The 26,345-nt window shown below is 62.1% G+C and carries 22 protein-coding genes; 8 read left to right on the top strand and 14 right to left on the bottom strand.

The features are described from left to right. Positions 1-13: 13 nt before the first annotated feature. The 8 genes from XH88_RS22340 to XH88_RS22305 all read right to left on the bottom strand — a co-directional run bounded on the left by XH88_RS22340 (position 14) and on the right by XH88_RS22305 (position 7,535). The gene (locus XH88_RS22340) at positions 14-2,959 is read right to left on the bottom strand and encodes a formate dehydrogenase subunit alpha (protein WP_271670448.1); all 2,946 of its coding nucleotides are present in this window, start codon (positions 2,957-2,959) and stop codon (positions 14-16) included. Positions 2,960-2,969: 10 nt separating this feature from the next. Continuing rightward, positions 2,970-3,179: a twin-arginine translocation signal domain-containing protein gene (locus tag XH88_RS22335; RefSeq protein ID WP_271670447.1), complete on the bottom strand. Its 210-nt coding sequence runs from the start codon at positions 3,177-3,179 to the stop codon at positions 2,970-2,972. Positions 3,180-3,207: 28 nt separating this feature from the next. Continuing rightward, positions 3,208-3,984, bottom strand: a complete 777-nt coding sequence (locus tag XH88_RS22330) for a molecular chaperone TorD family protein (RefSeq protein WP_271670446.1) — start codon at positions 3,982-3,984, stop codon at positions 3,208-3,210. Positions 3,985-4,101: 117 nt separating this feature from the next. After that, positions 4,102-4,749 carry a DUF3306 domain-containing protein gene (locus XH88_RS22325; RefSeq protein ID WP_271670445.1) on the bottom strand — a complete coding sequence of 216 codons (648 nt, stop codon included), beginning with the start codon at positions 4,747-4,749 and terminating at the stop codon, positions 4,102-4,104. Then, positions 4,746-5,264, bottom strand: coding sequence for a DUF3305 domain-containing protein (locus XH88_RS22320; RefSeq protein ID WP_271670444.1), 519 nt, complete (start codon positions 5,262-5,264; stop codon positions 4,746-4,748). Before XH88_RS22320 ends, XH88_RS22325 begins: the two co-directional genes overlap by 4 nt. Continuing rightward, complete coding sequence (locus XH88_RS22315; protein ID WP_271670475.1) at positions 5,261-6,268, bottom strand: DUF6352 family protein; 1,008 nt, start codon at positions 6,266-6,268, stop codon at positions 5,261-5,263. The genes XH88_RS22320 and XH88_RS22315 overlap by 4 nt, the downstream gene beginning before the upstream one ends. Next, positions 6,265-6,804 (bottom strand): DUF6505 family protein, encoded by a 540-nt coding sequence (locus XH88_RS22310; RefSeq protein ID WP_271670443.1) that lies wholly within the window; start codon positions 6,802-6,804, stop codon positions 6,265-6,267. The genes XH88_RS22315 and XH88_RS22310 overlap by 4 nt, the downstream gene beginning before the upstream one ends. Further along, positions 6,801-7,535 (bottom strand): biotin/lipoate--protein ligase family protein, encoded by a 735-nt coding sequence (locus tag XH88_RS22305; RefSeq protein ID WP_271670474.1) that lies wholly within the window; start codon positions 7,533-7,535, stop codon positions 6,801-6,803. The genes XH88_RS22310 and XH88_RS22305 overlap by 4 nt, the downstream gene beginning before the upstream one ends. Positions 7,536-7,710: 175 nt before the next feature. Here XH88_RS22305 and XH88_RS22300 point away from each other — a divergent pair, with 175 nt between their 5' ends. Continuing rightward, the gene (locus XH88_RS22300) at positions 7,711-9,681 is read left to right on the top strand and encodes a 4Fe-4S binding protein (protein WP_271670442.1); all 1,971 of its coding nucleotides are present in this window, start codon (positions 7,711-7,713) and stop codon (positions 9,679-9,681) included. On the opposite strand, the gene XH88_RS22295 is transcribed toward XH88_RS22300, so the two are convergent. The 4 genes from XH88_RS22295 to XH88_RS22280 all read right to left on the bottom strand — a co-directional run bounded on the left by XH88_RS22295 (position 9,682) and on the right by XH88_RS22280 (position 14,862). Further along, entirely contained in the window at positions 9,682-10,968 is a 1,287-nt protein-coding gene (locus XH88_RS22295; RefSeq protein ID WP_271670473.1) for a c-type cytochrome, read from the bottom strand. An 880-nt stretch (positions 10,969-11,848) separates the two neighbouring features. After that, on the bottom strand, positions 11,849-12,661 hold the full coding sequence (locus XH88_RS22290) for an ATP-binding cassette domain-containing protein (protein WP_271670441.1): 813 nt from the start codon (positions 12,659-12,661) through the stop codon (positions 11,849-11,851). Then, the gene (locus tag XH88_RS22285) at positions 12,637-13,719 is read right to left on the bottom strand and encodes an ABC transporter permease (protein ID WP_271670440.1); all 1,083 of its coding nucleotides are present in this window, start codon (positions 13,717-13,719) and stop codon (positions 12,637-12,639) included. Before XH88_RS22285 ends, XH88_RS22290 begins: the two co-directional genes overlap by 25 nt. Positions 13,720-13,842: 123 nt before the next feature. Then, complete coding sequence (locus XH88_RS22280) at positions 13,843-14,862, bottom strand: sugar ABC transporter substrate-binding protein (protein ID WP_271670439.1); 1,020 nt, start codon at positions 14,860-14,862, stop codon at positions 13,843-13,845. A 213-nt stretch (positions 14,863-15,075) separates the two neighbouring features. Here XH88_RS22280 and XH88_RS22275 point away from each other — a divergent pair, with 213 nt between their 5' ends. The 5 genes from XH88_RS22275 (at position 15,076) to XH88_RS22255 (ending at position 22,828) form a co-directional block, all read left to right on the top strand. Continuing rightward, positions 15,076-16,317: an ROK family transcriptional regulator gene (locus tag XH88_RS22275; RefSeq protein ID WP_271670438.1), complete on the top strand. Its 1,242-nt coding sequence runs from the start codon at positions 15,076-15,078 to the stop codon at positions 16,315-16,317. A gap of 118 nt (positions 16,318-16,435) precedes the next feature. After that, complete coding sequence (locus tag XH88_RS22270; RefSeq protein ID WP_271670437.1) at positions 16,436-17,392, top strand: carbohydrate kinase family protein; 957 nt, start codon at positions 16,436-16,438, stop codon at positions 17,390-17,392. A 58-nt stretch (positions 17,393-17,450) separates the two neighbouring features. Further along, complete coding sequence (gene zwf, locus XH88_RS22265; RefSeq protein WP_271670436.1) at positions 17,451-18,929, top strand: glucose-6-phosphate dehydrogenase; 1,479 nt, start codon at positions 17,451-17,453, stop codon at positions 18,927-18,929. 34 nt (positions 18,930-18,963) lie between these two features. Then, complete coding sequence (gene edd / locus XH88_RS22260) at positions 18,964-20,793, top strand: phosphogluconate dehydratase (protein ID WP_271670435.1); 1,830 nt, start codon at positions 18,964-18,966, stop codon at positions 20,791-20,793. Between the two features lie 337 nt (positions 20,794-21,130). After that, positions 21,131-22,828: a site-specific integrase gene (locus XH88_RS22255; protein WP_271670434.1), complete on the top strand. Its 1,698-nt coding sequence runs from the start codon at positions 21,131-21,133 to the stop codon at positions 22,826-22,828. Between the two features lie 18 nt (positions 22,829-22,846). On the opposite strand, the gene XH88_RS22250 is transcribed toward XH88_RS22255, so the two are convergent. Then, complete coding sequence (locus XH88_RS22250; protein ID WP_271670433.1) at positions 22,847-24,730, bottom strand: hypothetical protein; 1,884 nt, start codon at positions 24,728-24,730, stop codon at positions 22,847-22,849. A gap of 69 nt (positions 24,731-24,799) precedes the next feature. Further along, positions 24,800-25,096, bottom strand: a complete 297-nt coding sequence (locus XH88_RS22245) for a hypothetical protein (RefSeq protein WP_271670432.1) — start codon at positions 25,094-25,096, stop codon at positions 24,800-24,802. A gap of 265 nt (positions 25,097-25,361) precedes the next feature. Between XH88_RS22245 and XH88_RS22240 the strand changes: the two genes are divergently transcribed. Together XH88_RS22240 and csgH are read left to right on the top strand one after the other, a co-directional pair. Further along, positions 25,362-25,748, top strand: a complete 387-nt coding sequence (locus tag XH88_RS22240; RefSeq protein WP_271670431.1) for a hypothetical protein — start codon at positions 25,362-25,364, stop codon at positions 25,746-25,748. A gap of 25 nt (positions 25,749-25,773) precedes the next feature. Beyond that, positions 25,774-26,157: a curli-like amyloid fiber formation chaperone CsgH gene (gene csgH / locus XH88_RS22235; RefSeq protein ID WP_271670430.1), complete on the top strand. Its 384-nt coding sequence runs from the start codon at positions 25,774-25,776 to the stop codon at positions 26,155-26,157. Positions 26,158-26,345: the final 188 nt, after the last annotated feature.

Here is a 26,345-nt window from a genome sequence, read left to right as displayed (position 1 = left end):
TTCGTTGCTCCTCCTACGCTGCGACGATCTGACAGAGCGTAACCTTCGGCTCCTGCATGCCGGTCGCAGGATCGTAGCCGTAGGTCGTGATCGTGTTGGCACTTTCGCCGAGCACGATGGGATCGGTGCCCAGCGGATAGTTCTTGCGCAGATCCTTGCCGGCGAACCAGCCGCCAAAATGGAACGGCATCCAGGCGACGCCCTTGCCGACCCGATCGGTGACCAGTGCTTTCACTCTGGCGCGCGAGCTGTTCTCGGCGCCGCTCACCCAGACCCAACCACCGTCCTTAATGCCGCGATCGGCGGCATCCGCAGTGTTGATCTCGATGAACATGTCCTGCTGCAGTTCGGCGAGCCATGGATTGGTCCGCGTCTCCTCGCCCCCGCCCTCGTATTCGACCAGGCGCCCCGAGGACAGGATCAACGGAAATTGCTTTGCAATCCCTTTCTCTACCGCGGTCTTCTGAACGGTGAGGCCAATATTGGGCAGGCGGAACTGCTTGGCATCCGGCAAGGTCGGATATTTGGAGACCAGTTCGACCCGCGGCGTGTAGATCGGTTCGCGATGGACGGGAATCGGATCTGGCAGGTTCCAGGCATTCATGCGCGCCTTGCCGTTGCCGTAGGGCACGCAATTATGCTTCAGCGCCACGCGCTGGATGCCGCCGGAGAGGTCGAGCGACCAGGAGACAGCATCAGGATTGGCCGGGTTAACGTTCATGATCGTGGCCGTTTCGGACTCGGTGAGGTCCTTGTCCCAGCCCAGCTTCTTCAGGCTTGCCAGCGTGAATTCCGGATAGCCGTCCTTGATCTCCGAATCCTTTGAATAGGACTTGTCCGCCAGCAGGCTGACCTTGCGCGTGGTGCCATCGGGCAGCTTCTCCTCACGCTCGACGCCGAAGCGAGCCCGGAACGTTCCGCCGCCATCCATCACACTGAGATTGGTGTTGTAGAGTAGCGGCGTGCCAGGATGCTTCACCTCGGGCGAGCCCCAGCATGGCCATGGCAGGCCGTAGTAATCGCCGCCGACTTCCGGATCGTCCTTGGGTGCGCGCATGGTGACCAGATCGAACTTGGCCTGGTTCTTCATGTGGGCCTTCAGTCGCTCCGGCGATTGGCCGCAATAGCCGGTCGACCAGCTGCCGCGATTCATCTCGCGCAGCACGTCTTCTGCTTCTGGCAGATTATTCTCGACCTTGATGTTCTTGAACATCTTTTCGGCGAAACCCAGTTTCTTCGCCATCAGATAGATGACCTCAAGATCATCCTTGCATTCGAACACCGGCTTGACGATCTGCTCACCCCATTGCAGCGAGCGGTTCGAAGCAACACGCGATCCCTTGCACTCGAACTGCGTGGCAACCGGCAGCAGATAAGTGCCGTCCTTGCGCCCTGCTTCCATCGAAAGCGAGGCCCAAGTGGTCGGATGCGGGTCGGCAACGACGAGCAGCTCGAGCGCCTTCATGCCTTTGAGCGATTCAGGGACGCGCGTGATGCTGTTGCTGGCGTGCCCCTGCACAAACATCGCCCTGACGTTGTCCTTCTGCGCGACATCTGCCTTCGGCAGCAGCACTGCGTCGAACCAGCGGGTCAGTGGGATACCCGGCGTTTCCATCATCTTCTTGTCATCGAAGCGCGAAAGCAGATAGTCGTAGTCGACTTCCCAGACCCTCGACCAATGCTTCCAGGCGCCTTCGGTAAGTCCGTAGTAGAACGGCAGCGTCACGACATCGAGGCCAACATCCGTCGCGCCCTGGACATTGTCGTGACCACGGAAGATGTTGGCGCCCGTCCCGGGCTTACCGACGTTGCCGGTGAGCAGCAGTGCAATGCAGCTCGTTCGCACATTGGCGGTGCCGACCGTGTGCTGGGTCTGGCCCATGCACCAGACCAGCGTCGCAGGCTTTTCGGTGGCGAACATCTTGGCGACGCGCTCAAGCTGCGCGCCGGGCACACCGCTTACGCGTTCAACTTCGTCCGGCGCCCACTTCTCGATCTCCTTCCGAACGTCGTCGAAGCCGTAGACACGTTGCTGAATGAATTCCTTGTCCTCCCAGCCATTCTTGAGAATGTGCCACATCATGCCATAGAGCACCGGGATATCAGTGCCGGGCCGCAGGCGGACATATTCAGTGGCGTGCGCCGCGGTCCGCGTCAGGCGCGGATCGACGACAATGAAGTTGGCTCGGTTCAGCTCCGCCCCTTCCAGCAAATGCTGCAACGAGACTGGATGCGCCTCCGCCGGATTGCCGCCCCAGACGATCAACGTCTTCGAATTGCGAATGTCGTTGAAGCTGTTTGTCATCGCGCCGTAGCCCCAGGTGTTGGCCACCCCGGTGACGGTCGTCGAATGACAGATTCGCGCTTGATGGTCGGTGTTGTTGGTGCCCCAGAATGCGCCGAGCTTGCGAAAGAGAAACGAGCCCTCGTTGGTCATCTTGGCCGAACCCAGCCAATAGACGGAATCGGGGCCGGATTTTTCGCGGATCTCCATCAGCTTGTCGCCGATCTCATTGACCGCAGTATCCCAGGAGATGCGCGTCCATTGCCCACCCGTGAGCTTCATCGGGTAGCGCAAACGGCGCTCGCTGTGCACAAGCTCGCGAACCGAGGCGCCCTTGGCGCAATGCGATCCGCGATTGATCGGCGAATCCCAGCTTGGCTCCTGGCCGATCCAGACCCCGTTCAGGACTTCGGCCGTGACCGTGCAGCCCACCGCGCAATGGGTGCAGATGCTCTTGCGAATTGTCGCGCCGGATGTGAGCGGCCCGGCAGCGGCAGCCTCGGCCTTGCGGACGCCGCCAAGCGGGAGCGTTCCGAGCACGGCAAGAGCGCCGCCGGCAACGCCGGAGCGGCGCAGGAAAGTGCGGCGGTCAAGCCCATGGCTTTGCCCGGACAGCGAGGCTGCGACGGATCCATGTGAAGCGAGTTCGGAACGCTGTGTTCTCTTGATCAGCACGGCAGCCTCCTCAACCCGGATAGCGATTGACGCGGTAATATTTCTTGACGTGATCGGTTTCCTTGTAGCGCGCCTTGCGCTTCTCATCGCTGCTCTCGCTGTCAGCTTGCGCCGGCGCGATCAATGGCGTGGCGAGCGTTGCGCCCGCACCGACGGTGCCGATGCCGATCCTGCGAAGGAAGTCGCGGCGGCCGGCTGTCGCTTTCGTTTCGTCACTCATTGCACCTCTCCTTCACCAGCACCGCCGCTCAATTGGCGAACGCAAAGGCCTCGGATTCGATTTTCAGAAACACGCTGCCCAACATTCCGACCCGCCGATAGAATTTCGCGCTTTCGACCTTCTCCAGATCGGCGAACAAACGCCCCATCCAGCGCGATATGTGCTTTTCGAAGAAAGCACGCTGTGCGTCTTGCGAGGCCGGGAAGCGGCCAGACGCCAAGCCAGCCATGATTTCACACAGCGTCGCGGCATGATCCTCCGGCTCGCAATTGGTCTCTACCCGCGCAATCCCGAGCACGGCGAGATCCTCGCGCAAGCGCGACAGCGGCCGTTCGTTGAGAAAGCCCGTCAGGTAATAGGAGGCGTAAGGCAGCAGCTCGCCACGGCCTACACCGACGAACAGATCGAAATATTCGCGCTCGACGTTGGCTGCGAGCGTGCTGGCAGCGGCTTCGGCAAGAGCCACATGCGCCTGCCCGAGCGGCGTGGCATCGCCGCGCAGTTGCACGATCTGCGCCAGCAGCGCGGACGACGGCGCCGATGAGAGCAAGGTCGCCAGCAGCGCATATTCCTGGGCACGCGCAACGTCCGACGGATCCGTGACATCCGGCGAAGCGAGCTGCTTGTAGAGATCGGGGCGAAGGATTTCGCGCGATACGCCGGTCGCGGCCTCCACCGCAATGACGCGTTCGGCCGGAATCCTGCTCCAGTTCGACACCGAAGGCTGCGCAATGCCAATCTTGCGGGCAAGTTGGGCGACGCCACCAGCCGCGCCGATCGCAAGATTGAGACCCGCATCGCGCACGTGGACCTCCCGTTCCAGGTGCCAAGCGCAGGATCGCGTTTGCTTGTTAGAGATTAGAGTGAGCTTTGGAAGCGGTCAATCAATCACATAGCCTGAGGCTATAGCATTTGGTCGCAGCTAACGAGGCAGTGCTCCGCCATGTGTGCGCCGCCGAACGGGAGGGCCGTCGGCCTCGCAGCGCACCGCAGTTGGAGGTTGCGGTGCGATAGGCCCGAATTGCTGTTCGCCGGGAACAGGCTGCTCGCCCGTGTCTACGGGATGATGTGAGGCTTGCGCGACTGCGCCCTCGGCATTTGTCAGCGTCCCAGCAATTGAATCGGGCGGGCTGTCCGCGGCCTGCACCATGCCGCCAACAAGGCGGGGGACGAGCACCTCGAGCCGCTCGGGAGAATAGCCAAGCAGCCCGAAACCTTCCATCGCAATCGGATCGTTGAAGTCCCAGGCGTTCTCCGCAGGCCCCACAAAATCCCTGATCGCGGGATCTGCGCTCCAGGCCCGGCGCAGCGCCACACGGCTCAGCTCTTGCGGAATGCCCTTGCGCAAAAAAGCGCTGACGTCGGTGGTCGCATCGATGGAATCGACTGGCGGCAGGCCGGAATGATCGATGGCCGGGTTGGCAGGCGCTTCGGCAATACCCGCCGGCGGTACGTCGTCCGGCCCAATGTTTGCGCCGGGCTGGACCGCAGGTTCACCCGCCCTCGCTTCCTGCTTGCGGCGAGACCAGCGCGCGAGAAAAGCTGCCTCTTGCAAATCCTTGTCACTCATTGGCGCCGCCCGCTTTCACTCGATCGATGCGCCAGCGCCTCTGGATCGGCGCGGCGTCGCGCGCGCTTGACGAATACCCGTTCGACGTAGTGCTCGGCAATGAAGCTTTCAATCGTCTCACGAACTATCGCCGGCATCGGCACCGCCTCTACGAGATTGGCGCCGGCTTCGGCGAACGCTTCCGCCTCCGCGGGATCGGCAGTGATAGCCGCAACCACGTAGGGCCAAGCCCCCTCCGAAGGGCTCAAAACGATCCATACACTCGGAGTCCTACTAGCAAGATTATCGCTGTAACGCCCGGCTTCGGATCGATAGAGGTCGACCGTCGCCGTACCAGCGTAGAACAGCGCTACGCCGTCCTGTTCGCGTATGAGAGTCCACGGCGTCACGTCAGGTTCATCCGGCAATACTGCAGTGCCGCACCAGACAAGATCGGTCCACGGCGACGCCGACCTGCGGCGTTCGACTACGACGCCGAGGGGAATACGCAACAACGGCTCGGCTGCAGGGCTCACGTCGCCGCCTCCAGATGCTTCACGGGCAACCCGGTCAAGAGATTCTGAGGCTTCATCCGCACCAGCTGGTCGGGGGTCATGGCGAGGATCAGATACACAGGCTCCCGCCCGACGGATTCAACGACCAGACCCGCATCAGCGATACTGAGCCGAAACAAGGCCAGCACGCATCCCAAAGTTCGCTGGTCGAGCACATCGCCATGCCAAAGCCTGTCGCCTATTCGGGTAGCTTCGGCATCCAGCCCGACATACCAGGTCAGCTTCGCATCGCGCAGTGCGATCAACGGCTCGATTGCCGCATCAATGCCCAGCAAATGCGAAATCCATCTGCTGATGACTTCCGCGAGCGCAGCCGGTCCACGCGTTCCGCCGGTCAGGTCGAATGCGAGATCGCACTGATCGCTGCGCAGCCAGTAGCTGTCAGCGTTCGCAGCGTTGAGGATGTCGATCTGCGCCTCGATATTTGCGCCGAGCATGGATATCAGCGACAGCACCGGCGCGGAATCATGTCCGCCGATGATTTCCTCGTCCCCGAGAAGCAGCGAATATTCGTGCGGAATGAGCCGCTGCGGCCGGAAGAACAGCTCGGCGGCGCGAAGCACAAACGGATCCTCGCAGCCATCAAGCGCATTGCGCAAGATGACATGCACGAGCTGATTAACGAAAAGCGGCGGCAAATTGATCGAGCGAGACCGGACCAGCGCAAGATAGGCTGCTTCCAGTGTGGCATGCCGTAGCAGAAGGTCTCGGAAGGTCAGCACGAAACGCCAATTCTCCCGCGCATCGGCATCGGCGATCGCTCCGATCTCCTTGGCGTCGACCGGGAGGCGCGGATTTGTCAGTAATTGGCGATGCAAACGGCGCTCGGCTGCGCAAGCATCATCCGGCGGCATCAATTCGGGACGTGCGAGATAGGCCTTTAAGAACTCATCCGTGACCACAAGCCTTCCGCTCGCATCGCGATCGAGCAGATGATGACCACAAGCGATCCAGAAATCCTTCATCGGCGCGACCACTCCCGGCTCGTGTCCGCCAGATCGAGGCCGCCGTCGGGCTCAGCATCATCCGCCACTTCCATGAATGAGAATGCCTTTCCGTGCCCCTGCCCCTCGCGCAGTCGCAAGCTGCGGAAGGACTCACGGACCTCGCCGTCATCGGCGGAACGGTGGACGGCAATTACCGTGCCGAGGGGATGCGTGCAGAGCGAATCCGCAAAGGCGACCTCCTCCTCCGCCGCAGCGGATGCGATGGCAAAATCCGGAGCACCGAACCGTTCGACCAGCCGGCTTGCGAGGAGTTGCACGAGCGCCCGCCGGTCGTCCTCGGTCGCGTACGCGACCTGCGCCAGGGTCGACCACCCCCAGGACTGCACTCCGAGAAAACCGCTGCGAAAGGCCGTTCGGTGCTTGCCGATCAGCTTGGCCGGATCGCAGTCGCAGAAACGGAACACGCCTGATATCGCCCAGTCCCCCGGCTCCGCCGCCACATCAAAAACGAATGTGTCGGATGGATCGAGCGCGATGGTGCGCAACAGCTTCAAAAGCGCGGTCCTCCCTGCACCGGGTCGAGCCAGGACGGCAACACCATCGCCTGTTTCAGGTCACGCCGTTCGAGCCTGTCCGTTCCGATCCGGCGCAATAGAAGATCGCCATTGGTTGCGATCCCGTGGCTGACGTGCTGCTCCCGCGACAATCGGCCCAGGTAGTCGCGCGCGACATGGTCAAATCCATCGACCTGCCAGGCGTCGAGCGTCAGCATCAGATGTCGTGCAAAACTCTCTGCGACCTGAACCGCGCCGGCGTCGCCAAAGCCTTCCTGGTCCAATGCGGAGGCGAATGGATACAGGCCGGGCTCCTCGGTCGCTGCGACCGTCCGGATCATGGCACCGAAGACGAGCCAGCGCGGCGGCTCGTTCTCCTTCGCGGAGGGCGGCCAGGCGAGCCGTCCACCGCCGACAAGCCCGCCATCGACGCGAATGGCATCGGGCCAATCAATCGTGATCTCCTTGTTCGGAGGCGCGTGGGCGCGCAGCGCGTCGCTCAAAGCCACCAAGCCCGCGTAGAAGGCACGGCGTGCGGTGCGCAATGGCTCGTTGGGTTCGAGCACGACGGCGAATTCGGCGAGATCGAACCGACCTACATAGGCCAGCGTGCCTGCCCCGCTCTCCTCCGCAATCGAAATGGCGTGGCCAAAGGCATCACCGCTTTCACGCAGCCTCACCAGCGTGAATGGCGGGGGCAGATTGATAGGCTCTGGAGCTTGCGAGCGCATATGGCCGGTCTGCAACGGTCGGCCCTCCGGCTTTCTTTTCGTCGCTTATGAGAATAGTTTATCCGAGCGCAAGAGGCGGCGCGAGTCCGCGCGTTGCCGTACAGGCTTGAAGGAACTCTAGCGCAGAATGGCGGACCGACCCAAAACGATCCTGATTTGCTCGTGCGAAGACACGATGCGCCTCGACACGGCCGCCATCAAGCGCGGATGCCGCAACAGCGAAATCGGACAGTTCCGCCAGCTCTGTCGTGGTCAGTTCGATCAATTTTGCAGTGCGGCAAAGGTGGAGGGTCCGCTCCTGATCGGCTGCTCCCAGGAAGCGCAACGCTTAACCGAGCAGGCGGAGGCGCGCTCAGCGACAATCGATTTCGTTAACCTGCGCGAGACGGCGGGCTGGTCAGTGGACGGCAGTCAAGCAGGCCCGAAAATGGCAGCGCTGCTCGCTGCGGCGTCCGAGCCCGCGCCTGCCTTCCCGTTCGTCACTTTGGCGAGTGACGGAGTGATCCTGATCTACGGCCGCGACGAGGTTGCGGTCGAGGCCGGCAAGCTGCTCGCCGATCACCTCGACGTCACGGTCATGATCACGAGGCCGGGACAGCTTGCACCACCAGCAACGACGTCCTTCCCCATCGTCATGGGAACAATCCGCAGCGCCAAGGGACATCTCGGAGCGTTCGAGCTCGCGATCAATGATTTTGCAGCGCCCCGACCCTCCTCGCGCGATGCGCTCGTATTCGAAGTCCCACGCAGCGGCCTGACCTCGCGCTGCGACATCGTGCTCGATCTCTCGGGCGGGGCACCAATGTTCCCGGCGCATGATTTGCGCGACGGCTACCTCCGAGCCGATCCGAGGGACCCGGCTGCGATGCTGCGCGCGGTGCTAGAGGCACGCGACCTCGTGGGCAAATTCGACAAACCGAAATTTATCAGCTTCGCTGCGGAGCTCTGTGCCCATGCGCGCTCGAAGCTGACGGGTTGCCATCGCTGCCTCGATCTTTGCCCGACCGGCGCGATCACGCCGGACGGCGACCACGTCAGCATCAATGCCGAGGTCTGCGCCGGATGCGGCCAGTGTGCCGCCGCCTGCCCGACAGGCGCAGCTTCCTATGCAGTGCCGCCGGCAGATACGCTACTGCATAAATTGCGCGCGGTGCTATTGACCTATCGCGAGGCAGGCGGCGCCACTCCCCTTGTGCTGTTCCAGGATCGCCAACACGGCAGCGACCTGATCGACGCGCTTGCCCGGTATGGCGACGGACTTCCGGCAAATGTGCTGCCCCTTTGCGTGAACGAGGTGACCCAGGTCGGGTTGGAAGCGATCGTCGCCGCCTTTGCATATGGCGCGGCGGGGGCCCGCTTTCTTCTCCCGACAAGGCCGCGCCACGACGTGACCGGGCTTTACCAAACCATTACAATGGCCGATGCCATTCTTTCCGGACTGGGGTTTTCCGGCCGACAGGTTTCGACCATCGAAACCGACGACCCGGATGCGCTCGGTGCTGCGCTGCGCGCGATCGAGCCAGGGCCGAATGTTGCGCAGCCGGCAACTTTCAGGACCGTCGGCAAGCGGCGCGACCTACTTCGGTTCGCCTTGAGCGAACTGCACCGGGTGGCACCCGCGCCGACGGACGTGATCGCGCTACCTGAAGGCGCCCCGTTGGGTGCGGTCAACATCAATGTCGATGGCTGCACGCTCTGCCTGTCTTGCGTCTCGGCCTGTCCGACCGGCGCGCTTCGCGACGATCCCGAACGTCCCGCGCTCAAATTCATCGAGGATGCCTGTGTGCAGTGCGGATTGTGCGTGAGCACCTGTCCGGAAAAGGTCATCACTCTCAAGCCGCAGATCGATTTTCGTGCCGCGAGAGCTCCGGCCAGGATAATCAAGGAAGAAGAGCCAGCGCTTTGCATCCGCTGCAACAAGCCGTTCGGCGTGAAGAGTACGATCGACAAGATCGCTGCCAAGCTCGAAGGCCGGCACTGGATGTTTCCCGCGGGCGACAAGCGGCTTGAGGCGGTCAGAATGTGCGCCGACTGCCGGGTCGTCACCATGAGCGAGCAGCAGTTCGATCCGTTGCCGGGCGTGCCCGAGCGTGCTTCGCCTCGGACGACCGACGATTATTTGCGCGAGCGCGACATCAAACGCTGATCATTTGGCGGTGGCGCGCCCCAGAAAGTCGGCGAGCGCCTTGCGGTCGGCCGCCGATCCGATGCGTTGCTCCGGCATCTTGGTACCAGGCGTATAAGTGCTGGGGCCGAGTTCGAACAGTTTCGAGACTGTTTCGGGCGTCCAGACGATGTTCAAGTGCTTCAGCGCTTCGGAGAAGGGATAACCCGGCAAAGACGCGATCCTTCGGCCGTACAAACCGGCGAGCGTCGGGCCGGCGCGTTGCGGCTCTTTCTCCGATAAGGTGTGACAGGCCACGCAGGCCCTGAATACCTCGGCACCGTGATCTCCTTGGAAGGCGGCCAGCGGGTCGTGCGGCGTGCTTGGCAGAGACGGCCCGATCGTGTCGCCGGTTCGTGCATTCCAGCGCCTGATCAAGCCATCCGCGCCCCCACTCAGCAACGTCGCGTTATCGGGCAGGAACGCCACCGACCAGACCGGCGAAGCGGGACTGAGCAACGTGCGCACGACGGTTCGCGCCTTGCGATCAATGATGGAAATGGTGCCGCCGATTCCCGCCGCCGCGACCAAAGCGCCATCCGGAGAAATTGCCAGGGCAATGATTGGCGATGCGCCGCCTTGAACCTTGCCGATCAGCCTCCCGTCCGGGTTCAGAAAGCGTACCTTGCCGTCGGCGCCAGCCGTTACAATCTCGCCCTGCGCGCCTATGACCACCGCATTAAGAGGCGAGGGCAGCGCCACGATCTCGGGCCTGCCGCCCGCCAACGGCCAGATCCTCAACTCATAATCGTAGCCGACGCTGACCACCGATCGTCCATCCGGCGTGAAAGCGACGCCATTCACATTCTGCGTATGGCCGTCGAACACCTGCGGTTGGCCGTCGGCAAGCGACCAGACGCGAACCGTGTGATCCCAGGAGGCGGACGCCAGGCTAGCGCCATCGGGCGAGACAGCGAGCGAAGCAATTGGCGCGCGATGCCCCTCGAAGACCTGATCGGGTTGCGCTCTGCCCGGCGTCCAGATCGCAATCCTCGCATCTGCTCCGGCGGTGGCCATTCGTCCATCCTTCAGGAATGCGACCGCGTTCACAGCGTCCGTATGGTATCGAAGCACCTGCTCGGCCGCCTCCGTCTTCAGCGACCAGCGGATCGCAGCCGTGTCAAAGCTGCCGGACAGGGCCGTCTTGCCATCCTTGGAAACCGCAATCGCTCGTACAGGTCCGCCGTGCCCCCTCAGCTGTGCTCTCGCGCAGATCGGAAGGAGAGCCAGCAAGACAGTGAGAAGGCTGGCGAGAAACACCCGGGTCATCGCGTATTCCAAGGCGTGCCGAGAGTGCAGATGCATGATCATGCTATCCGAAGGGCACATCGAGCCAAAGGCCTCCCGGCTTGATGCATCTCAACAACAAGCAACCGCAATCATCTAATGTTGCGATACGAGGGCGGTAACCCTCGCTAAAGGCAGCTCTCTTGAATAGGGACGAGCGACGGCGTAATGTTTAGGTAACGTCAAAGGCGACGCCATGCATATACGATCCAACGCGTATCTGCAGATGATCGCGCGGCTACGAGCCTTTCGTGCTCTGTTTTCAAATCCTGATGCCCCCCGGGGAACGTCGCCGCTCCTCATCTTCATTGCAGTGGCACTTGCGCTGCTGCTCGCTATGCTGGAAGTCGACCGGCACAGCGCAGAGCTTCAGGCGCTGGGGCTTACAACAGGACCTTTCTTTCAATCCGAGTTCGTAAGTCCCTAACGTCCTTTCTTGGCCGATCGAGTCTCACTGAGCTGGGCCTCGTACCCCCTCACCGCGCGCGCTTCCTCAGCGAGCTTCTCGGATTTGTCGACGCGCAAATCGTTGCAAGGCGTATCGGCCCCGGGGCAGCAAATCGAGGGGGCCGCTCTCATGCGAGCGGAAAGTTGTGAAGCATCGTAGCTTGGCGTGCAAAATCGTATGGTAGCGGGGAATGCTACCGCCCTTCCCCACACCAGCCGAACCTACGATATTTCATCCAGTCCTTCGCCTGAGGCGGTTCATGAGTGTCGAAGCGGGCTCAGCGCTTACGCCTTTAGGCTCGTGGCGCCCGAAACGTGCGATATTCTTCTCGGGCGTTCGCCTCGCGTTGCGAATCGGCTTCTGAGGCCATGACGGGTACTCGCGGCCCCGAGGTCACGAGACCCTCGAATCCTGTCACGCTGCGACTTCGATCGGTGCCCGAGCGCCGGTCATGAAGGCGACCGCATCCGACATCGTGTAGGCCTTGGGATCGATCACCGTGAGCCGCCGACCGAGCCGATGGATATGGATGCGATCGGCGATCTCGAACACATGCGGCATGTTGTGGCTGATCAGGACGACCGAAACGCCTCGCCGCCGCACATCGAGGATCAATTCCAGCACGCGGCGGGATTCCTTGACCCCGAGCGCCGCAGTCGGTTCGTCCAAGATCACCACTCGCGAACCGAAGGCCGCGGCCCTCGCCACCGCTACGCCCTGGCGCTGACCGCCCGATAGCGTCTCGACGCGCTGATTGATATTCTGCACAGTCATAAGGCCGAGCTCTGTGAGCTTCTCGCGAGCGATGCGCTGCATGGCCTTGCGATCGAGCATGCGGCAGATCTTGCCGAGCGGCCCCGTGCGGCGCAATTCGCGTCCGAGAAACATGTTGTCGGCGATCGATAGACTCGGGGATAGCGCAAGCGTCTGGTACACGGTCTCGATGCCTGCAGCCTGCGCATCGAGAGGCGAGCGAAACGCGACGGGCGTACCATCAAGCCTAATCTCGCCCTCGTTGGGAACGAGTGCTCCGGAAAGCGCGCGGATCAGCGAGGACTTCCCTGCACCATTGTCTCCGATGACGGCGAGGATTTCGCCGGGGTAGAGATCGAAATCGGCATCATCGAGCGCCGTCACGCGACCATAGCGTTTGACGAGGCCGCGCGCCTGCAGAAGCGGCTGGGGATTGTTGCATTGAATGCTCATGCCGACACCTTGCGAATCCATTGATCGAGGGCCACCGCGATGATGATCAGCCAACCGACGGCGAATTCCTGCCAGAGCACGTCGACGTCGGACAACGCGAGCCCGTTGCGAAAGACGCCGACGATCAGAGCGCCGATCAGGGTGCCGATGATCGAACCACGCCCACCGAACAGGCTGGCACCACCGACGACCACCGCCGTGATGCTGTCCAGATTGGCGGTCTGGCCGGCCTGCGGGCTGATCGAGCCAATGCGCCCGATCAATGCCCAGGCACCGAGCGCGCAAATCACGCCGGCGATCACGTAGACGCTGAAAAGGATGCGGTCGGTCCGGATCCCGGCAAGCCGCGCTGCATCGGGATCGTCGCCCACCGCATAGAGATGGCGCCCAAAGGCTGTACGATTCAGCACGAACCAGATCAATGCCACGAGTCCGAGCATGAAGAAGGAGCCGTAGGTGAAGCGCGCGCCAAGGATGTTCATTGGCGTTCCCAAGGCCTGGAGTAACGGCGCGATCTTCGCCACGTCCTGGGAACGGATGGTCTCGGATGCCGAGTACCAAAGATTGAGCGCGAAGAAGATCGACCACGTCCCAAGCGTGACGATAAAGGGTGGCAGCTTGAGCCGCGTCACGAGCGTTCCGTTGAGCACGCCGCATCCCGCGCCCGCGGCGACACCAACAATGAGCGCGATCGGAGCTGGCAGCCCCATGGTGACCGCGAGCTTGCCCATGATAATGGAGCACAGCACCATGATGGCCCCAACCGACAGGTCGATGCCGGCGGTGATCACGATCAACGTCTGCGCTGCGCCAATCACGCCGATGATCGTAACCTGCTGGATGATCAGCGACAGGTTGAACATCGAGAGAAAGCGCGGGCCGACAGTGATGCCGAACGCAGCAATGCTGAGCAGGAGCACAATTGCCGGCACCGCCGTCGGATTGGCGTGCAGGAAGTGCTGAAGCTTCTGCAGCGGCGACCTTGCGCGGACTTCGAACTCGGCAACCCGGCTCTCGCGCTTGTCGAGCACCAGCTCGAAAGCTTGGGCAGCGGGACGACTAGTGCTGATATCGGTCATGGCCGTTTTCCTCGGTGCATGCGAAGACCCATCCATCCAATCTCGGGCTGGCGTTCCCGGCTTTTTCTGGCGCCCGGATGGCGGACGCCAGTCCTTGCCGGCGGCTACAAGTCAAGGGTGGGATCAGCCCCAGCACTTCTTCAAGGCGGCGGCGCTGTCGATCGACGGCATCTCGCCGGCCGGCTTGTCGCTGACGAGCTCGACACCGGTGTTGACGAAGTCCAGGCCTGGTGACGCCTTCGGCTTGCCGCCGCCGGAAGCGAACGCCTTCACCGCTTCGACGCCTTTCGCCGCCATCAGTAGCGGGAACTGCATGGAGGTGGCACCGATGACGCCGTCCTTCACGTTGCGCACGCCGGGGCAACCGCCGTCGACCGAAACGATCAGCACGTCCTTGTCGCGGCCAACCGAGCGCAGGGCCTCGTAGGCTCCGGCCGCCGCAGGCTCGTTGATGGTGTAGACGAGCGAGATGTCGGGATTCTTCTGGAGCAGATTCTCCATCGCCTTGCGGCCGCCCTCCTCGCTGCCGAGCGTCACATCATGGCCGACGATGCGCGCGTCCTTCTCGTCGCCGATCTTGGCGGGGTTGCCGAGATCGATGCCAAAACCTTTCAGAAAGCCCTGATCGCGGGCGACGTCGACCGAGATCTGGTTCACGTTGAGGTCGAGCAGCGCAATCTTCGCCGATGCCGCCTTTGCACCCAGCGTCTTGGCGGCCCATTGGCCGATCAATTGACCCGCCAGGAAATTGTCGGTGGCAAACGTCGCATCCGCCGCGTTCGCCGGATCGAGCGGGGTGTCGAGGGCAATGACCAGAATGCCCGCGGCCCGCGCCTTCTCAACGGCCGGAACGATGGCGCGGGAGTCGTTCGGTGTGATCAGGATGCCTTTGGCCCCGGCGGCGATCAGGTTTTCAATGGCCGCCACCTGGCTCTCGTTGTCGCCGTCGACCTTTCCGGCAAACGAGCGCAGCTCGACATCATTCGCCTTGGCTGCTTCCTCGGCGCCAGCCTTCATCTTCACGAAGAACGGATTGGTGTTGGTCTTGGTGATCAGCCCGACGATCGGCTTGTCGGCGGCGAATGCGCTGGTGGCGCCCAACGTAAGCGCAAGTGCTGCGAATAGTCTGAATGACTGACGCATGTATTCCCTCCTGGAGCATTTGTTGCCTGCGCGGTTCGTCCGCGTGTTGAATGATCCTAAGGGGATGCAAACCTGCCTGTCAATAAATAAATCATGCCGACTTATTTATTGACACCCAGCGCTGATTGGCTCCATTGTGGAGGACAACCCGCTCAGGAAATGAGCCAACGGACCTGCCCCGATGGCCGACACCAATCAATTGCGGAGCCGAGGATGGACGAAACAGCACCGGTCAGAGAGGCTAAGCCGCCGGTAGCGTTGCCAGGCGAGAGCCGCGGCAGCACCCAGACGGGCATGAGACTGTATAACGAACGCCTGGTCCTTTCCCTCATCCGGCGCCATCGCAGTATCGCCAAGGTCGAGATCGCGCGACTGACTGGGCTTTCGACCCAAACGACGACGGTGATCATCAATCGGTTGGAAGCCGATGGCTTGGTGCTCGCAGGCGAACCCCAGCGCGGCCGCATCGGCCAGCCTTCAGTCCCCTACTCGCTCAACCCGGCCGGCGCTTTCGGTCTTGGTCTGATGATCGGTCGGCGCAGTTCCGATCTGGTGTTGATGGACTTCACCGCCGGCATCCGCGCCAGGCGTCGCACACTTTATTCCTTCCCGGAGCCCGAAGAGATTTTGGCTTTTGCGCAACGCGAGATACCGACTCTTCTCGCCGAATTGCCCGAAGCCCAGCACAGCAGAATCAGCGGCGTCGGCGTCGCGATGCCGTTTGAGCTGTGGAACTGGGAAGCTGATCTGCAAACGCCGCCGGGCGTGCTCGGCAAGTGGCGTGATTTCAACGTAGCTGCTGAACTCTCGCGCCGCTTCGCCCCTTGGCCAGTCCGCGTCTGCAATGACGCGACTTCGGCATGCGCAGCAGAGCTCACGTTCGGTGCTGGCGCAGCATACCGCGATTTCGCTTACTTCTACGTCGGCGCCTTCATCGGCGGCGGCATTGTCTTGAACGGCAGTCTGTTCCCGGGACGCAGTGGCAATGCGGGCGCCCTCGGCTCTATGCCAATCATCCGGCGGGACGAAAACGGTGAGACAAGCCTTCAGCAGTTGATCCGTACCGCCTCCATCTATCAGCTGGAGCGCAAAGTGATCGCTGCCGGTCGACCCGGCACTGATATCTGGCTCTCGCCGAACGATTGGTCGAGCTTCGAGGAGCCTCTCGATGCGTGGGTCACGGAAGCAGCCGAGGCCCTCGCGCAGGCCATCACCGCATTGCTGGCCGTGATCGACTTTGAAGCCGTTGTCATCGACGGGGCCTTTCCGGTCGACGTGCGTCGTCGCCTCGTCGAGCGGACAAACGAATATTGGGGCCGCATGGACAGGCAGGGCCTCACTGACGCTGTGGTGGTGGAAGGCTCGATCGGGCGCGATGCACGCGCGATCGGTGGTGCGGCCTTGCCGTTGCTCGCGGCATTCGCTCGCGATCACGACGTGCTCTTCAAGGATTGAGCATGGTCGACGACATGGCTGTCCGCTCCGAGCGCATCATCGTGCCTCGCGGGGATCCTTCTTCCCGCGAGTGCCTGACAGCCCCGAGGCTTGTCGCGTTAAACAGTGGTGACGCATCGTGATTCTTGTCTGTGGCGAAGCTCTCATCGATCTATTTGTGACAAGGCTAGGCCGGTCGGAAATGTCGGCCCGTGCCGTTGCCGGTGGCTCTCCATTCAATGTCGCCATTGGTCTCGCTCGGCTTGGCGTTCGAACAGCCTTCCTGAGCGGAATCTCGCACGATCACTTCGGCGCGTTCCTCGCGGACAGGCTGGCTTCCGAAGGCGTGGATGATGGCTTCCTCGTGCGCACCGACCGGCCGTCCACGATTTCGATCGTGACGACAACCGACGACGGTCAACCGAACTACGCCTTCCATGGCGACGGTGCGGCAGACCGTTCGCTTCAGCTTGCCCACCTCCCCAGCACGCTGCCGGACGATATTCAGGCTCTGACCTTCGGCTCTTACTCGATGGCTGTCGAGCCGGTCGGCACCACATTTGCCGCACTCGCTCGACGCGAGCATGGTCGCCGCGTCATTAGCATCGATGCGAACGTCCGCCCAACCGTTGTCAGCGATATGCAAAGCTGGGCCATCGCCGCGGAACGCTTCTACCGGACAGCCACGATGATCAAGGCGAGTGACGAGGATGTTCGCGCTGCGTGGGGCGGTCGCGTCTCAATTGCCGATGCGGCCGCCTACTGGCTCAAGTGCGGCGCGCGCCTGGTGGTGGTGACCGAGGGAGCGAAGGGGGCAACCGCCTTTTCCGCCGCTGGAAGCGTTTCAGTGCCCGGTCGTTCCGTGGTCGTGCGCGACACCGTGGGCGCCGGCGACACATTCCACGCGGCACTGCTTGCGCAGCTCGCGAAAACCGAACGGCTCCATCCGGAGGCCATCGCGGCGCTCGATCTGCCGGCAATCCGCGAGTTGCTCGCTTACGCAACGGCTGCCGCTGCCATCACGGTTTCCCGCGATGGTGCCGACCTGCCGACCGCCGCCGACATCGATGCCAGTACGGAGCCATGCCATGCTTGACAGAGTGACGGACGCAACGCGGCACATCAGAGGGGCTCGAATTGAGAAAGGCTCTGATATGACCAGCCGCGTGATCCCGGTTGCTCCCTTCATCCTGACCGTTTTCGGCGTGACAGGCGATCTCGCACGCCGCAAGCTGTTGCCAGCGCTATTTCGCCGCGATTTTGCGGGCCAGCTGCCGGATGAAGCGGCCATTCTCGGCGTCGCGCGCGGCGCAATGTCGCGGGATGACTTCCTCGCCATGGTGCGCGCGGCGATCGTGAAACATGTGCCGGCATCGGAAACGACGGGACCCGAACTCGATCGCTTCCTGGCCCGCATTTCCTACATGGCTGCCGATGCGGAAGGCGAGAACGGCTGGACCGAACTCGCGGCCGCTCTATCGGCCTACGCCGACCGCATCCAGGTCCACTACCTGGCGACGGCACCGCATCTGTTCGGACCGATCTGCGAAAGGCTGGGTCACTACGGTCTTTCAAAAGGCGATTCCCGCATCGTTATCGAGAAGCCGATCGGCAAGGATCTCGAATCCGCAATCCGGCTCAATCAAACCGTCGGGATGATCTTTCCGGAGGAACGCGTCTACCGGATCGATCACTATCTCGGCAAGGAGACGGTGCAGAACTTGATGGCGCTGCGATTCGCCAATGCGTTGTTCGAACCGCTGTGGAATGCCGCGCACATCGACCATGTACAAATTACGGTCGCCGAGTCCATCGGCGTAGAGGAACGCGGCACCTACTACGACAAGTCCGGAGCCCTGCGCGACATGGTGCAGAACCATCTTCTGCAGTTGCTCTGTCTGGTAGCGATGGAGCCGCCACATTCGTTCGAAGCCGACGCCGTTCGCGATGAGAAGCTCAAAATCCTCAGATCGCTCGAACGGATCGACGAGACGAACGCGGCATCCCTGACCGTGCCGGGTCAGTACCGCGCCGGCGCATGCAGCGGCATCGCGGTTCCGGGTTATGCGGAAGAGATCACCGATCGCCAAAGCTCGACCGAGACTTTCGTCGCGCTCAAGGCGGCCGTTGCGAATTGGCGCTGGACCGGCGTTCCTTTCTATCTGCGTACCGGAAAGCGACTGCAACAGCGCAGTTCCGAGATCGTCGTGACCTTCAGGAACGTTCCTCATTCGATCTTCAATTCGAGTTCGGGAAAGGCTCTGCAGACGCGGCTCGTGATCCGTCTGCAGCCCGACGAGGGAATCAAGCTCTGGCTCATGATCAAGGAGCCCGGACCGGGCGGCATGCGGTTGCAATATGTCCCTCTCGACATGAGCTTTGCGGAAGCATTCGACGTCTCTGTGCCGGATGCTTACGAGCGGCTGTTGATGGATGTGGTCCGCGGAGATGCGACCCTGTTCATGCGCCGGGACGAAGTTGAAGCGGCTTGGCGCTGGATTGACCCGATCCGTCAGGCGTGGAGCCAGATGAATGAAATCCCGCGCCCTTATGTTGCCGGCAGCTGGGGCCCCTCCGCCGCCGTCGCGCTGATCGAACGCGACGGCCGAACATGGATGGAGGACGGTCCGTGACCACCGATGCCCAGTCCGAAAACAGGAGGCTTGTATGACCATCGAAGCAAGGATCAATGCGCGGGTCGCCGAAGTAACGGACCGCATCGCTCGGCGCAGTCACGACAGCCGAGCACGCTATCTCGACCGCGTTGCGAACGCAGCGAGCACGCCAGTACGGCGACGACTGGGATGCGCCAACCAAGCGCACGCCTTCGCGGCTTGCGGGACGCGCGACAAGACGCTGATGCAGGATGGCCACGTTCCCAGCCTCGGAATCGTCACGGCCTACAACGATATGCTCTCCGCGCATCAGCCCTACGAACGTTTCCCTGAACTCATCCGACAAAGCGCGCGCGCAGCCGGCGGCGTCGCCCAGGTCGCAGGCGGCGTTCCCGCGATGTGCGACGGCATCACGCAAGGCGAAGCGGGAATGGAGCTCTCGCTGTTCTCGCGCGAGGTCATCGCCTTGTCCACCGCGATCGCGCTGTCGCATCAAACCTTCGACGCGGCGGTGTTTCTCGGGATCTGCGACAAAATCGTGCCGGGTCTCGTTATCGGCGCGCTCTCGTTCGGGCATTTGCCTGCGGTCTTCATTCCGTCCGGTCCGATGACCTCGGGCCTGGCCAACAACGAAAAAGCGAAGATCCGGCAGGCCTACGCGGAAGGAAAGCTCGGTCGCGAAGCTCTGCTGGAAGCGGAAGCACAAGCCTACCACGGCGCGGGGACGTGCACATTCTACGGGACGGCCAATACCAACCAGATGCTGATGGAGATTATGGGCCTTCAGCTACCGGGCGCATCTTTCGTGAACCCGAACACGCCATTGCGCGATGCTCTGACTTGCGCAGCCACCGAGCGCGCATTGGACATGACCTCGCTCGGCAATCAATACATCCCGATTGGCCGCGTGCTTGAGGAGCGTGCGTTCGTCAACGGCATCGTGGGGCTGCACGCCACCGGCGGCTCGACCAATCTGACGCTGCATCTGGTTGCCATGGCTGCTGCGGCCGGCCTCGCCCTTACGTGGGACGATTTTGCCGACCTCGCGCAGGTAACGCCATTGATCGCGCGGATCTATCCCAACGGCTCCGCAGACGTGAACCATTTTCATGCCGCCGGCGGAATGAGCTTCTTGATCCGGGAATTGCTTGCTACCGGGCTCCTGCACCGCGACGTCCTGACCGTTTGCGGCGACGGACTTGATGCGTACCTGCGGGAGCCGCTACTCGACGCCGAGGGCACGCTGACGTGGCGCGACGGACCGGCCGCAAGCGGCGATTCTGCCGTACTTCGTGGGATCGCTGACCCGTTCCAGGCAACAGGCGGTCTTCAGGTTCTGAGTGGCAATCTCGGGCGCGCCGTTATCAAGACGTCTGCGGTCGCGCCGCAGCGCCATGTGATCGAAGCGCCGGCTCGCGTCTTCCATTCGCAGGAGGATCTGCAACGGAGCTTCGCCGCGGGCGAACTCGCGGGTGATATGGTTGCGGTGGTGCGCTTCCAGGGCCCGAAGGCAAACGGCATGCCGGAGCTGCACAAGCTGATGCCGCTCCTTGGCGTCCTTCAGGATCGCGGGCTCAAAGTCGCGCTTGTCACAGATGGGCGGCTGTCGGGCGCCTCGGGTAAAGTTCCCGCAGCCATTCACGTCACTCCTGAAGCAGCCGACGGCGGGGGAATTGCACGGCTTCGCGATGGCGACGTCGTTCGGCTTAACGCTGTTACCGGTCGGCTTGAGGCGCTCGTCACCCCGAACGAGTGGGCCGCGCGAGCCTGTGCGCAAGCGGATCTCTCCACGGCGCATGTCGGGATCGGCCGCGAACTTTTTGGCTTCTTCCGCGAACGGGTCAGCTGCGCAGAGAGCGGCGCAAGCGTCTTTGCAGGTTAAATGCAGAGAGCGATGTTTGGCGTACAATTTCGCAGGTTTGGTAGCGGGGGAGGGACTCGCTGCCAGGTCCAAATTCGAAGCGGAATCCTAAGATTTTCCAGTAGCTTGGCCGGAACGTGGTAGCGGATTTGACGGTGTTACATCCCACCCGGATGTCTCACGTCAGCCGCGCCCGGAAAGGCTATTCGTGGCTCGTCCTTCCTACCTCGCCCGGCGCGGCGACGGTCGTTATTTCCTGCAGATTCGGTTGGGGAAACAGGCGGCAAACCTCTTTGGGCTCCCCCTCCTCCGTGTCAGCCTCAGGACCGGAAACTTCGATGAGGCGAGGCGCCGGCTGGTGGACAATCTCGGATGGCTACAGGAGCTGATTGCGGCTCCCGACCTGGAGGCGTTGGGGACCATCCTCGACGCCCGGCTGCACGCCTATGTCGACCGCGGCGCGCCGGGGGACGAGCGGCTCTTGGCCGAACGCTGCGCGTTCGAACATGAGGTCAGGCGCTATCTCAGCCGCGCGCAGGAGCGCGGCTATGCCTACCAGCAGCGTTTTCCGCGGATGCCGAGCACCTGGGTCGACTTCGTCAACCAGAACAAGGCGGCCGAAGGCGAGATCGCCCGCCTGAACGTTCGGCGCGCCTATGAAAACGGCCGGCACGAGGCGGCCGAGGCGGTCAAGGAAGGTTGGACGGCGCCCGCCACCCCGGCGATGGCGCAACCGTTCGATCCCATCGCGATAATCGATCGCCTCGTGCAGGACGCCGTCGCCCAAAGGCTTCCGTCGCTACCGGCGCCGAAGGTCGGCTCGATATCGCCCGCCGCCGAGCCCGAGGTATCGGCCCCCACCCAGGAGGGGGCCGAGAACAATTCCTCCCGGATGTCGGACGTGCTGGCAGAGTTTCTCAAGCCGCTGGACCGCAAGCGCAAGCACACTGCAAAGGGCCGTGGAGAAGCTGCACCGGTCGTCCAATTCGCGGTCGATTTTCTGGGCGACCCGCGGATGGACGAACTGACCGAAGCCAAGTGGAAACTGCTCGACGAGGCGCTGCCGGACATTCCCAACCGCGACAACATCCCGCGAAAATTCTCCGAGACGCTGTTCCAGCGTTACAAATACGCGGAAACGACCCATTGGTCGAAGCTCGAACGCGTGACCACCACAACCATCAAGAGCAGGTATTGGGCCGGGCTTTATAAATTCGTCGACTTCGCCATCGCGGAAAAGCTCTACCGCGGACCGCGTCCCAAGTTCGTATGCATCGATCCCGAAAATCTGGCGCCGCTGCCGCGCGATGCCTTCGATGACAATGAGCTGCTGAAGCTATTGAACCTGCCGCTCTTCACCGGCTGCAAGAACCGCCTGCACGTCTGGCAACCGGGCGGCTATTTCGTGCAGTCACACATCTACTGGGGCTTCTTGATCTGCATCCTCACCGGCATGAGGCCTGGCGAGGTCGGCCAGCTCAAATGCGCCGACATCCGAACGGATGGTGAATTTTATTATTTCGACTTGCGCCCGTTCGATGCTCGGAACGGGCGCGTCGCGGTCAAGGATCTTCGCAATCTCAAGACCAATGCCGCCGGCCGCGTCATTCCGATCCATCCCCTTCTCATCGAATTGGGACTGCTCGACCGGATGCAGGACCTGATGGACCAGCGGGAGGAGCGGCTTTTCCCCGAATGGGACGCCTATACCCGGAAAGACGGCACGATTCGTTGGTCGCAGCCGCTCAGCAAGGCGTGGCAGTACGTGAAGGCGAAGCTTAAACTCGATCGCGCCGACCTTACCCTCTATTCCACTCGGCACCTAATGGCCGATTGGCTGGACAATGAAGCGATCGCACAACGCACGCGCGACCGCATTCTCGGGCACGCCAGTGATGTCCGCGGCCGCTACGGCCGCAACGGCATCCTCGATCCGCAGATCGCTGCGAAAATCGAGGCGCTTGAACCGCCGGTGATCAAGCAGATGAGGGAGATCTTGCTCACTGGGAAGAACCGGGCGGATGCAGGCGAGCTCACGCTTCTGAAGACGTACTGAACTTCAACCTTCGTTGGACTAGTGGGATAGTCGATGACTGGTGCTATCATCGTCGATGGCGCAAGCCTGTGACAGTGCTTGTAAGAGCAGCTGCGCATCCAAGTGCGGAGCAAGGGCTGCAAGCGCCTCGTACCGATGGATGTCCCAACCTGTGTCCCTCCCTTGCGCCAACGCTTCAGACAAAAGATCACTCCGTTCCTTGCCTTGAAAATGAGTGGCGAGAACAGCGTAAGCATCAGCACGATCATCACCCCAGCTGATCGTGTTAACGTCAGCGCGCGCTTCCTCAAGTAATTGTCGTCCGTCATCGCCATCGAGATACTGAGATATATTGGCTAAACATAGCACGCGTGGATATGCGTATTCCCATTGCCGGACTGTGGCTACCGCCTCATCCAGAACCTTGCGCCTTTCACGTTGCGACATATACTTTGCAAGCGCAACCAAACAACGGATCCGATCGAACTCATCTTCAAAGCCTTGAACCAACGAAAGAACTTCAGGCAGAAGCTCGCTCGGCATATGCGGAGTGAGCGCTAATGTTGCAGATGCCAGAAGACCTTCTGGCAAAATGCGGATAAAGGCAAAGATACTCGACAGGAGCTCATCTCTCCTGCTCTGGGAGCAACAGGAAACAAGCCCGGCACACACTTCAGCATGAGAATCTGAATTGATGGATCGAGCGGCAGCGACTACCTCTGCCAGAAGGTCGGCTTCTCGCCCCTGCGAAATCAAATGTGGCGCGATGGCGCTAACCACCCGGGATCGCTCCAACGATCTGTCGAGAGACCGTGCTATTGCTAGTACCTCCTTCACAAACGGAGCCTGCTGGTTTACTGGCAAACACGGAACTAGAGCAGCCGTTGCCAAGCTTCGAACATACCTGTCGTCGATCTTACTGACCTTCGAGAGCGCTTCGTCCTTAAGTTGCTCTGACAGATGCGGAACCACAGTGGCGATCGTCTCCGCGAATGTCTCCGCTGCGTGCCAATTTTCGATAGCGTGGCGGTCAACGGCGGCACATGCAGGGATTGCAGAAACCACGTCCGCCAGAACTTTAGCCTGCTCCGCGCCGCGCAATTTGTGCGCCAGGGCAGCGAGAGCCCGACAACGAGGGATCGTGTCGGCGAATTCAAGCCAGTGCCTTGTCTGCGAATAAGTCAGCACGTCAACGTTGAACCCGGCGACAAGAATTTGCCAGGGTATCTGTGCCCCGATGTACGGATTGCCGGTCCAGGTGTTGGCGCCCGGGTGGGAAGCCGTCCTTGGGATCGCCGGCAACTCCAGGAGCTCAAAGATCTCGTCTGCGAACTTGACCTTCCTGATCTCAAGCCCTCGCGCAGCGATCCAGCTGGCGACATCCGGATTGACGTCGAGCTCGTCTCCTTGGGGGATGAAGATATGGACGCGACGCCCGGCGCGGATCGCATCTTCGAACAATGACCGTGACGCGCGCAGCTTCTCCGAAATATGCGCAACCGGCAGGACTGCGAAGTCAATCGGGCTGATCGCGCCGGTGGCCCAGACCAACTCCGAGCTGGCCTTGTCGTTTACGTCCAGCCGGCTCTCGGATGAGTTCGCTTCGGCCGCGCGCAAGGCATGCGCAATCAGTACGGCCAACTGCCAGCTCGAGCCGACTTCGACGCGATCGGAGACATCGAGCCGAAAAGCCCGGAACGGCGGCTTGCCGAACAGGCGATGAATGACGCCGGTGGGCCGCTTGACGAAGTTGTTGTAGGACGCCGCAATGACGGCTTCGTCGATCCCCTTGTTCAGACAGACGGTCGACTCTTCGACTCCCGCATCCTCCTCGAGGAGGCTTATGATGCGGACGGGAGCTGCCAGCGTGGGAATGATGACGCTTGCCCGCCGGACCGCACTGCCGCTGCTATCCGCCCTCATCTTTGATCCCTGCCCTGCATGCTCCCTCTCTATTAGGAGCATGCGATCCGGAGCCGCGCAAGCGGGCGGCTACCTGTAGAACCCGCGCATGCCGTAGCGGAAGAAGAACGGCATTGGCGCTGGCAGCATCGGGCGGACCATCACGTACGGTTGGGGGTAGTAGCCGTAATATCGGGGGCCGTAGGATCGGGGATAGTAGACGCTGTCGTCGTAGTCCCTCTGGACATTGTACTGATTGCTGATGTGGTAGTGGTTCTCGACCACGGTGACGTCGTTACCGTCCCCTTCCACAGAGACGTTCGCGGCCTGAGCCGCGCCTGAGGCTGCCGCGAGCGAGGTGGCGAGGGCCAGCATAGCCAGGGTCATTTTCATTGCATCGGGCGGCCGGACCGCCTCCCCGCGGCGGAATTGCCTGCGGTTAACCCTCCTCAGGGCAGGTTCAGGCGGGGTTTTCCCGGTCCGAAGGCGCCGGAAGATCAAAAAGATCCTCTTTTTCCTCGAGCCCACGCCCGTAGATTTTTTCAGTCCGGCTGCCGGGCGTCCCGGCAAAAACTCCCGCTGAACCTTCCCTGAGCGGAGACGAGCCCGGCCATCATTCCGGCGGCCGGCCTGCGCCCAACGGGAGTTCAACATGTCCACGTCGAAGCTCGTCATCCTTGCTGCTGCGGTGGCTGCGGCCATCTCCTGCAGCGGTGCCACCCACGCCCACGCCTGCTCCGTCACCGAGATTGACAGCCGCGGTGACGGACACCTCGTCGACCTCGATAACCGCGGCTGCAACACAAACCGCGTTGTTCAGCGCCGCGAGAACAACACTGCGGAGATCCGGACGCGAGGCACCGGCAACGACACCAACCTCACCCAGATCGGATCCAACCAGGGTGTGCGGATCAGCGTCAACGGCGGCGGCAATCAGACCCACGTCTTCACCGGTCACTGCCCCCCAGGCTCGCGGCCCCAGACCATCAACGTCGAGGGCATTGGCCAGACGGGCGTGTACGTCCCGGCCTGCCGCTGACATCGAACCCAAAGGAGAGACCCCAATGCTCGAATTTCTTGCTTCGCTCTGGATGGGAACGGCAACGATCCTCGTCCCCTCCGCGGAAACTCCGATCGACAAGTCCGTGCCGCAGACCCAGCAGGAGTCGAAAGCCGCTCCGGTCAGTTGCGCCCTGAAGGCCGACGGTCACAGGATCGTGGCCTATGCGACCGGAGACAGCCAGCCGCGTTCCGGCTCATACCTGCTCGAGGTCAACAAGACCGGCCGCAACGTTGCCAGGACCCGTCAGGGCGGTGACTTCGCCCTCCGGCCCGGCGAAACCGTATCGCTGGCGACCGTTGCCATGAGGGCCGGTGCGGGCGAAGCGGTTGCCGGTCGTCTCGAGGTCAGCTGGGACGGCGGCAAGACCGAGTGCGACTTCCACTAGCCTCATCAATCCGGACGATGATGGGCGGCCTCTCACGGGGCCGCCCATCTTGCGTCATGCGCGCTGCAGGCTGCCGTCTCTTTCGCGCTCGACACGGCGCAGTGCCGGCAACTCGATCACCATCCCGCCAGTTCTTTGGTCTCAATGCCGATCTCGCCGAAAAACTCCCACTGATCCTTCCCTGTACG

Source organism: Bradyrhizobium sp. CCBAU 51627, from assembly GCF_028128765.1.
GTDB lineage: Bacteria > Pseudomonadota > Alphaproteobacteria > Rhizobiales > Xanthobacteraceae > Bradyrhizobium.
Note: the sequence above shows the minus strand (reverse complement) of the source record. Positions and strands in the feature narration are given on the sequence as shown.

Coding starts and splice junctions, on each gene's coding strand:
- XH88_RS22335 (WP_271670447.1), bottom strand. CDS start 3,179: ATGAGTGACGAAACGAAAGCGACAGCCGGCCGCCGCGACTTCCTTCGC.
- XH88_RS22325 (WP_271670445.1), bottom strand. CDS start 4,749: ATGAGTGACAAGGATTTGCAAGAGGCAGCTTTTCTCGCGCGCTGGTCT.
- XH88_RS22315 (WP_271670475.1), bottom strand. CDS start 6,268: ATGAAGGATTTCTGGATCGCTTGTGGTCATCATCTGCTCGATCGCGAT.
- XH88_RS22305 (WP_271670474.1), bottom strand. CDS start 7,535: ATGCGCTCGCAAGCTCCAGAGCCTATCAATCTGCCCCCGCCATTCACG.
- XH88_RS22300 (WP_271670442.1), top strand. CDS start 7,711: ATGCGCCTCGACACGGCCGCCATCAAGCGCGGATGCCGCAACAGCGAA.
- XH88_RS22295 (WP_271670473.1), bottom strand. CDS start 10,968: ATGACCCGGGTGTTTCTCGCCAGCCTTCTCACTGTCTTGCTGGCTCTC.
- XH88_RS22290 (WP_271670441.1), bottom strand. CDS start 12,661: ATGGATTCGCAAGGTGTCGGCATGAGCATTCAATGCAACAATCCCCAG.
- XH88_RS22285 (WP_271670440.1), bottom strand. CDS start 13,719: ATGACCGATATCAGCACTAGTCGTCCCGCTGCCCAAGCTTTCGAGCTG.
- XH88_RS22280 (WP_271670439.1), bottom strand. CDS start 14,862: ATGCGTCAGTCATTCAGACTATTCGCAGCACTTGCGCTTACGTTGGGC.
- XH88_RS22275 (WP_271670438.1), top strand. CDS start 15,076: ATGGACGAAACAGCACCGGTCAGAGAGGCTAAGCCGCCGGTAGCGTTG.
- zwf (WP_271670436.1), top strand. CDS start 17,451: ATGACCAGCCGCGTGATCCCGGTTGCTCCCTTCATCCTGACCGTTTTC.
- edd (WP_271670435.1), top strand. CDS start 18,964: ATGACCATCGAAGCAAGGATCAATGCGCGGGTCGCCGAAGTAACGGAC.
- XH88_RS22250 (WP_271670433.1), bottom strand. CDS start 24,730: ATGAGGGCGGATAGCAGCGGCAGTGCGGTCCGGCGGGCAAGCGTCATC.
- XH88_RS22245 (WP_271670432.1), bottom strand. CDS start 25,096: ATGACCCTGGCTATGCTGGCCCTCGCCACCTCGCTCGCGGCAGCCTCA.
- XH88_RS22240 (WP_271670431.1), top strand. CDS start 25,362: ATGTCCACGTCGAAGCTCGTCATCCTTGCTGCTGCGGTGGCTGCGGCC.
- csgH (WP_271670430.1), top strand. CDS start 25,774: ATGCTCGAATTTCTTGCTTCGCTCTGGATGGGAACGGCAACGATCCTC.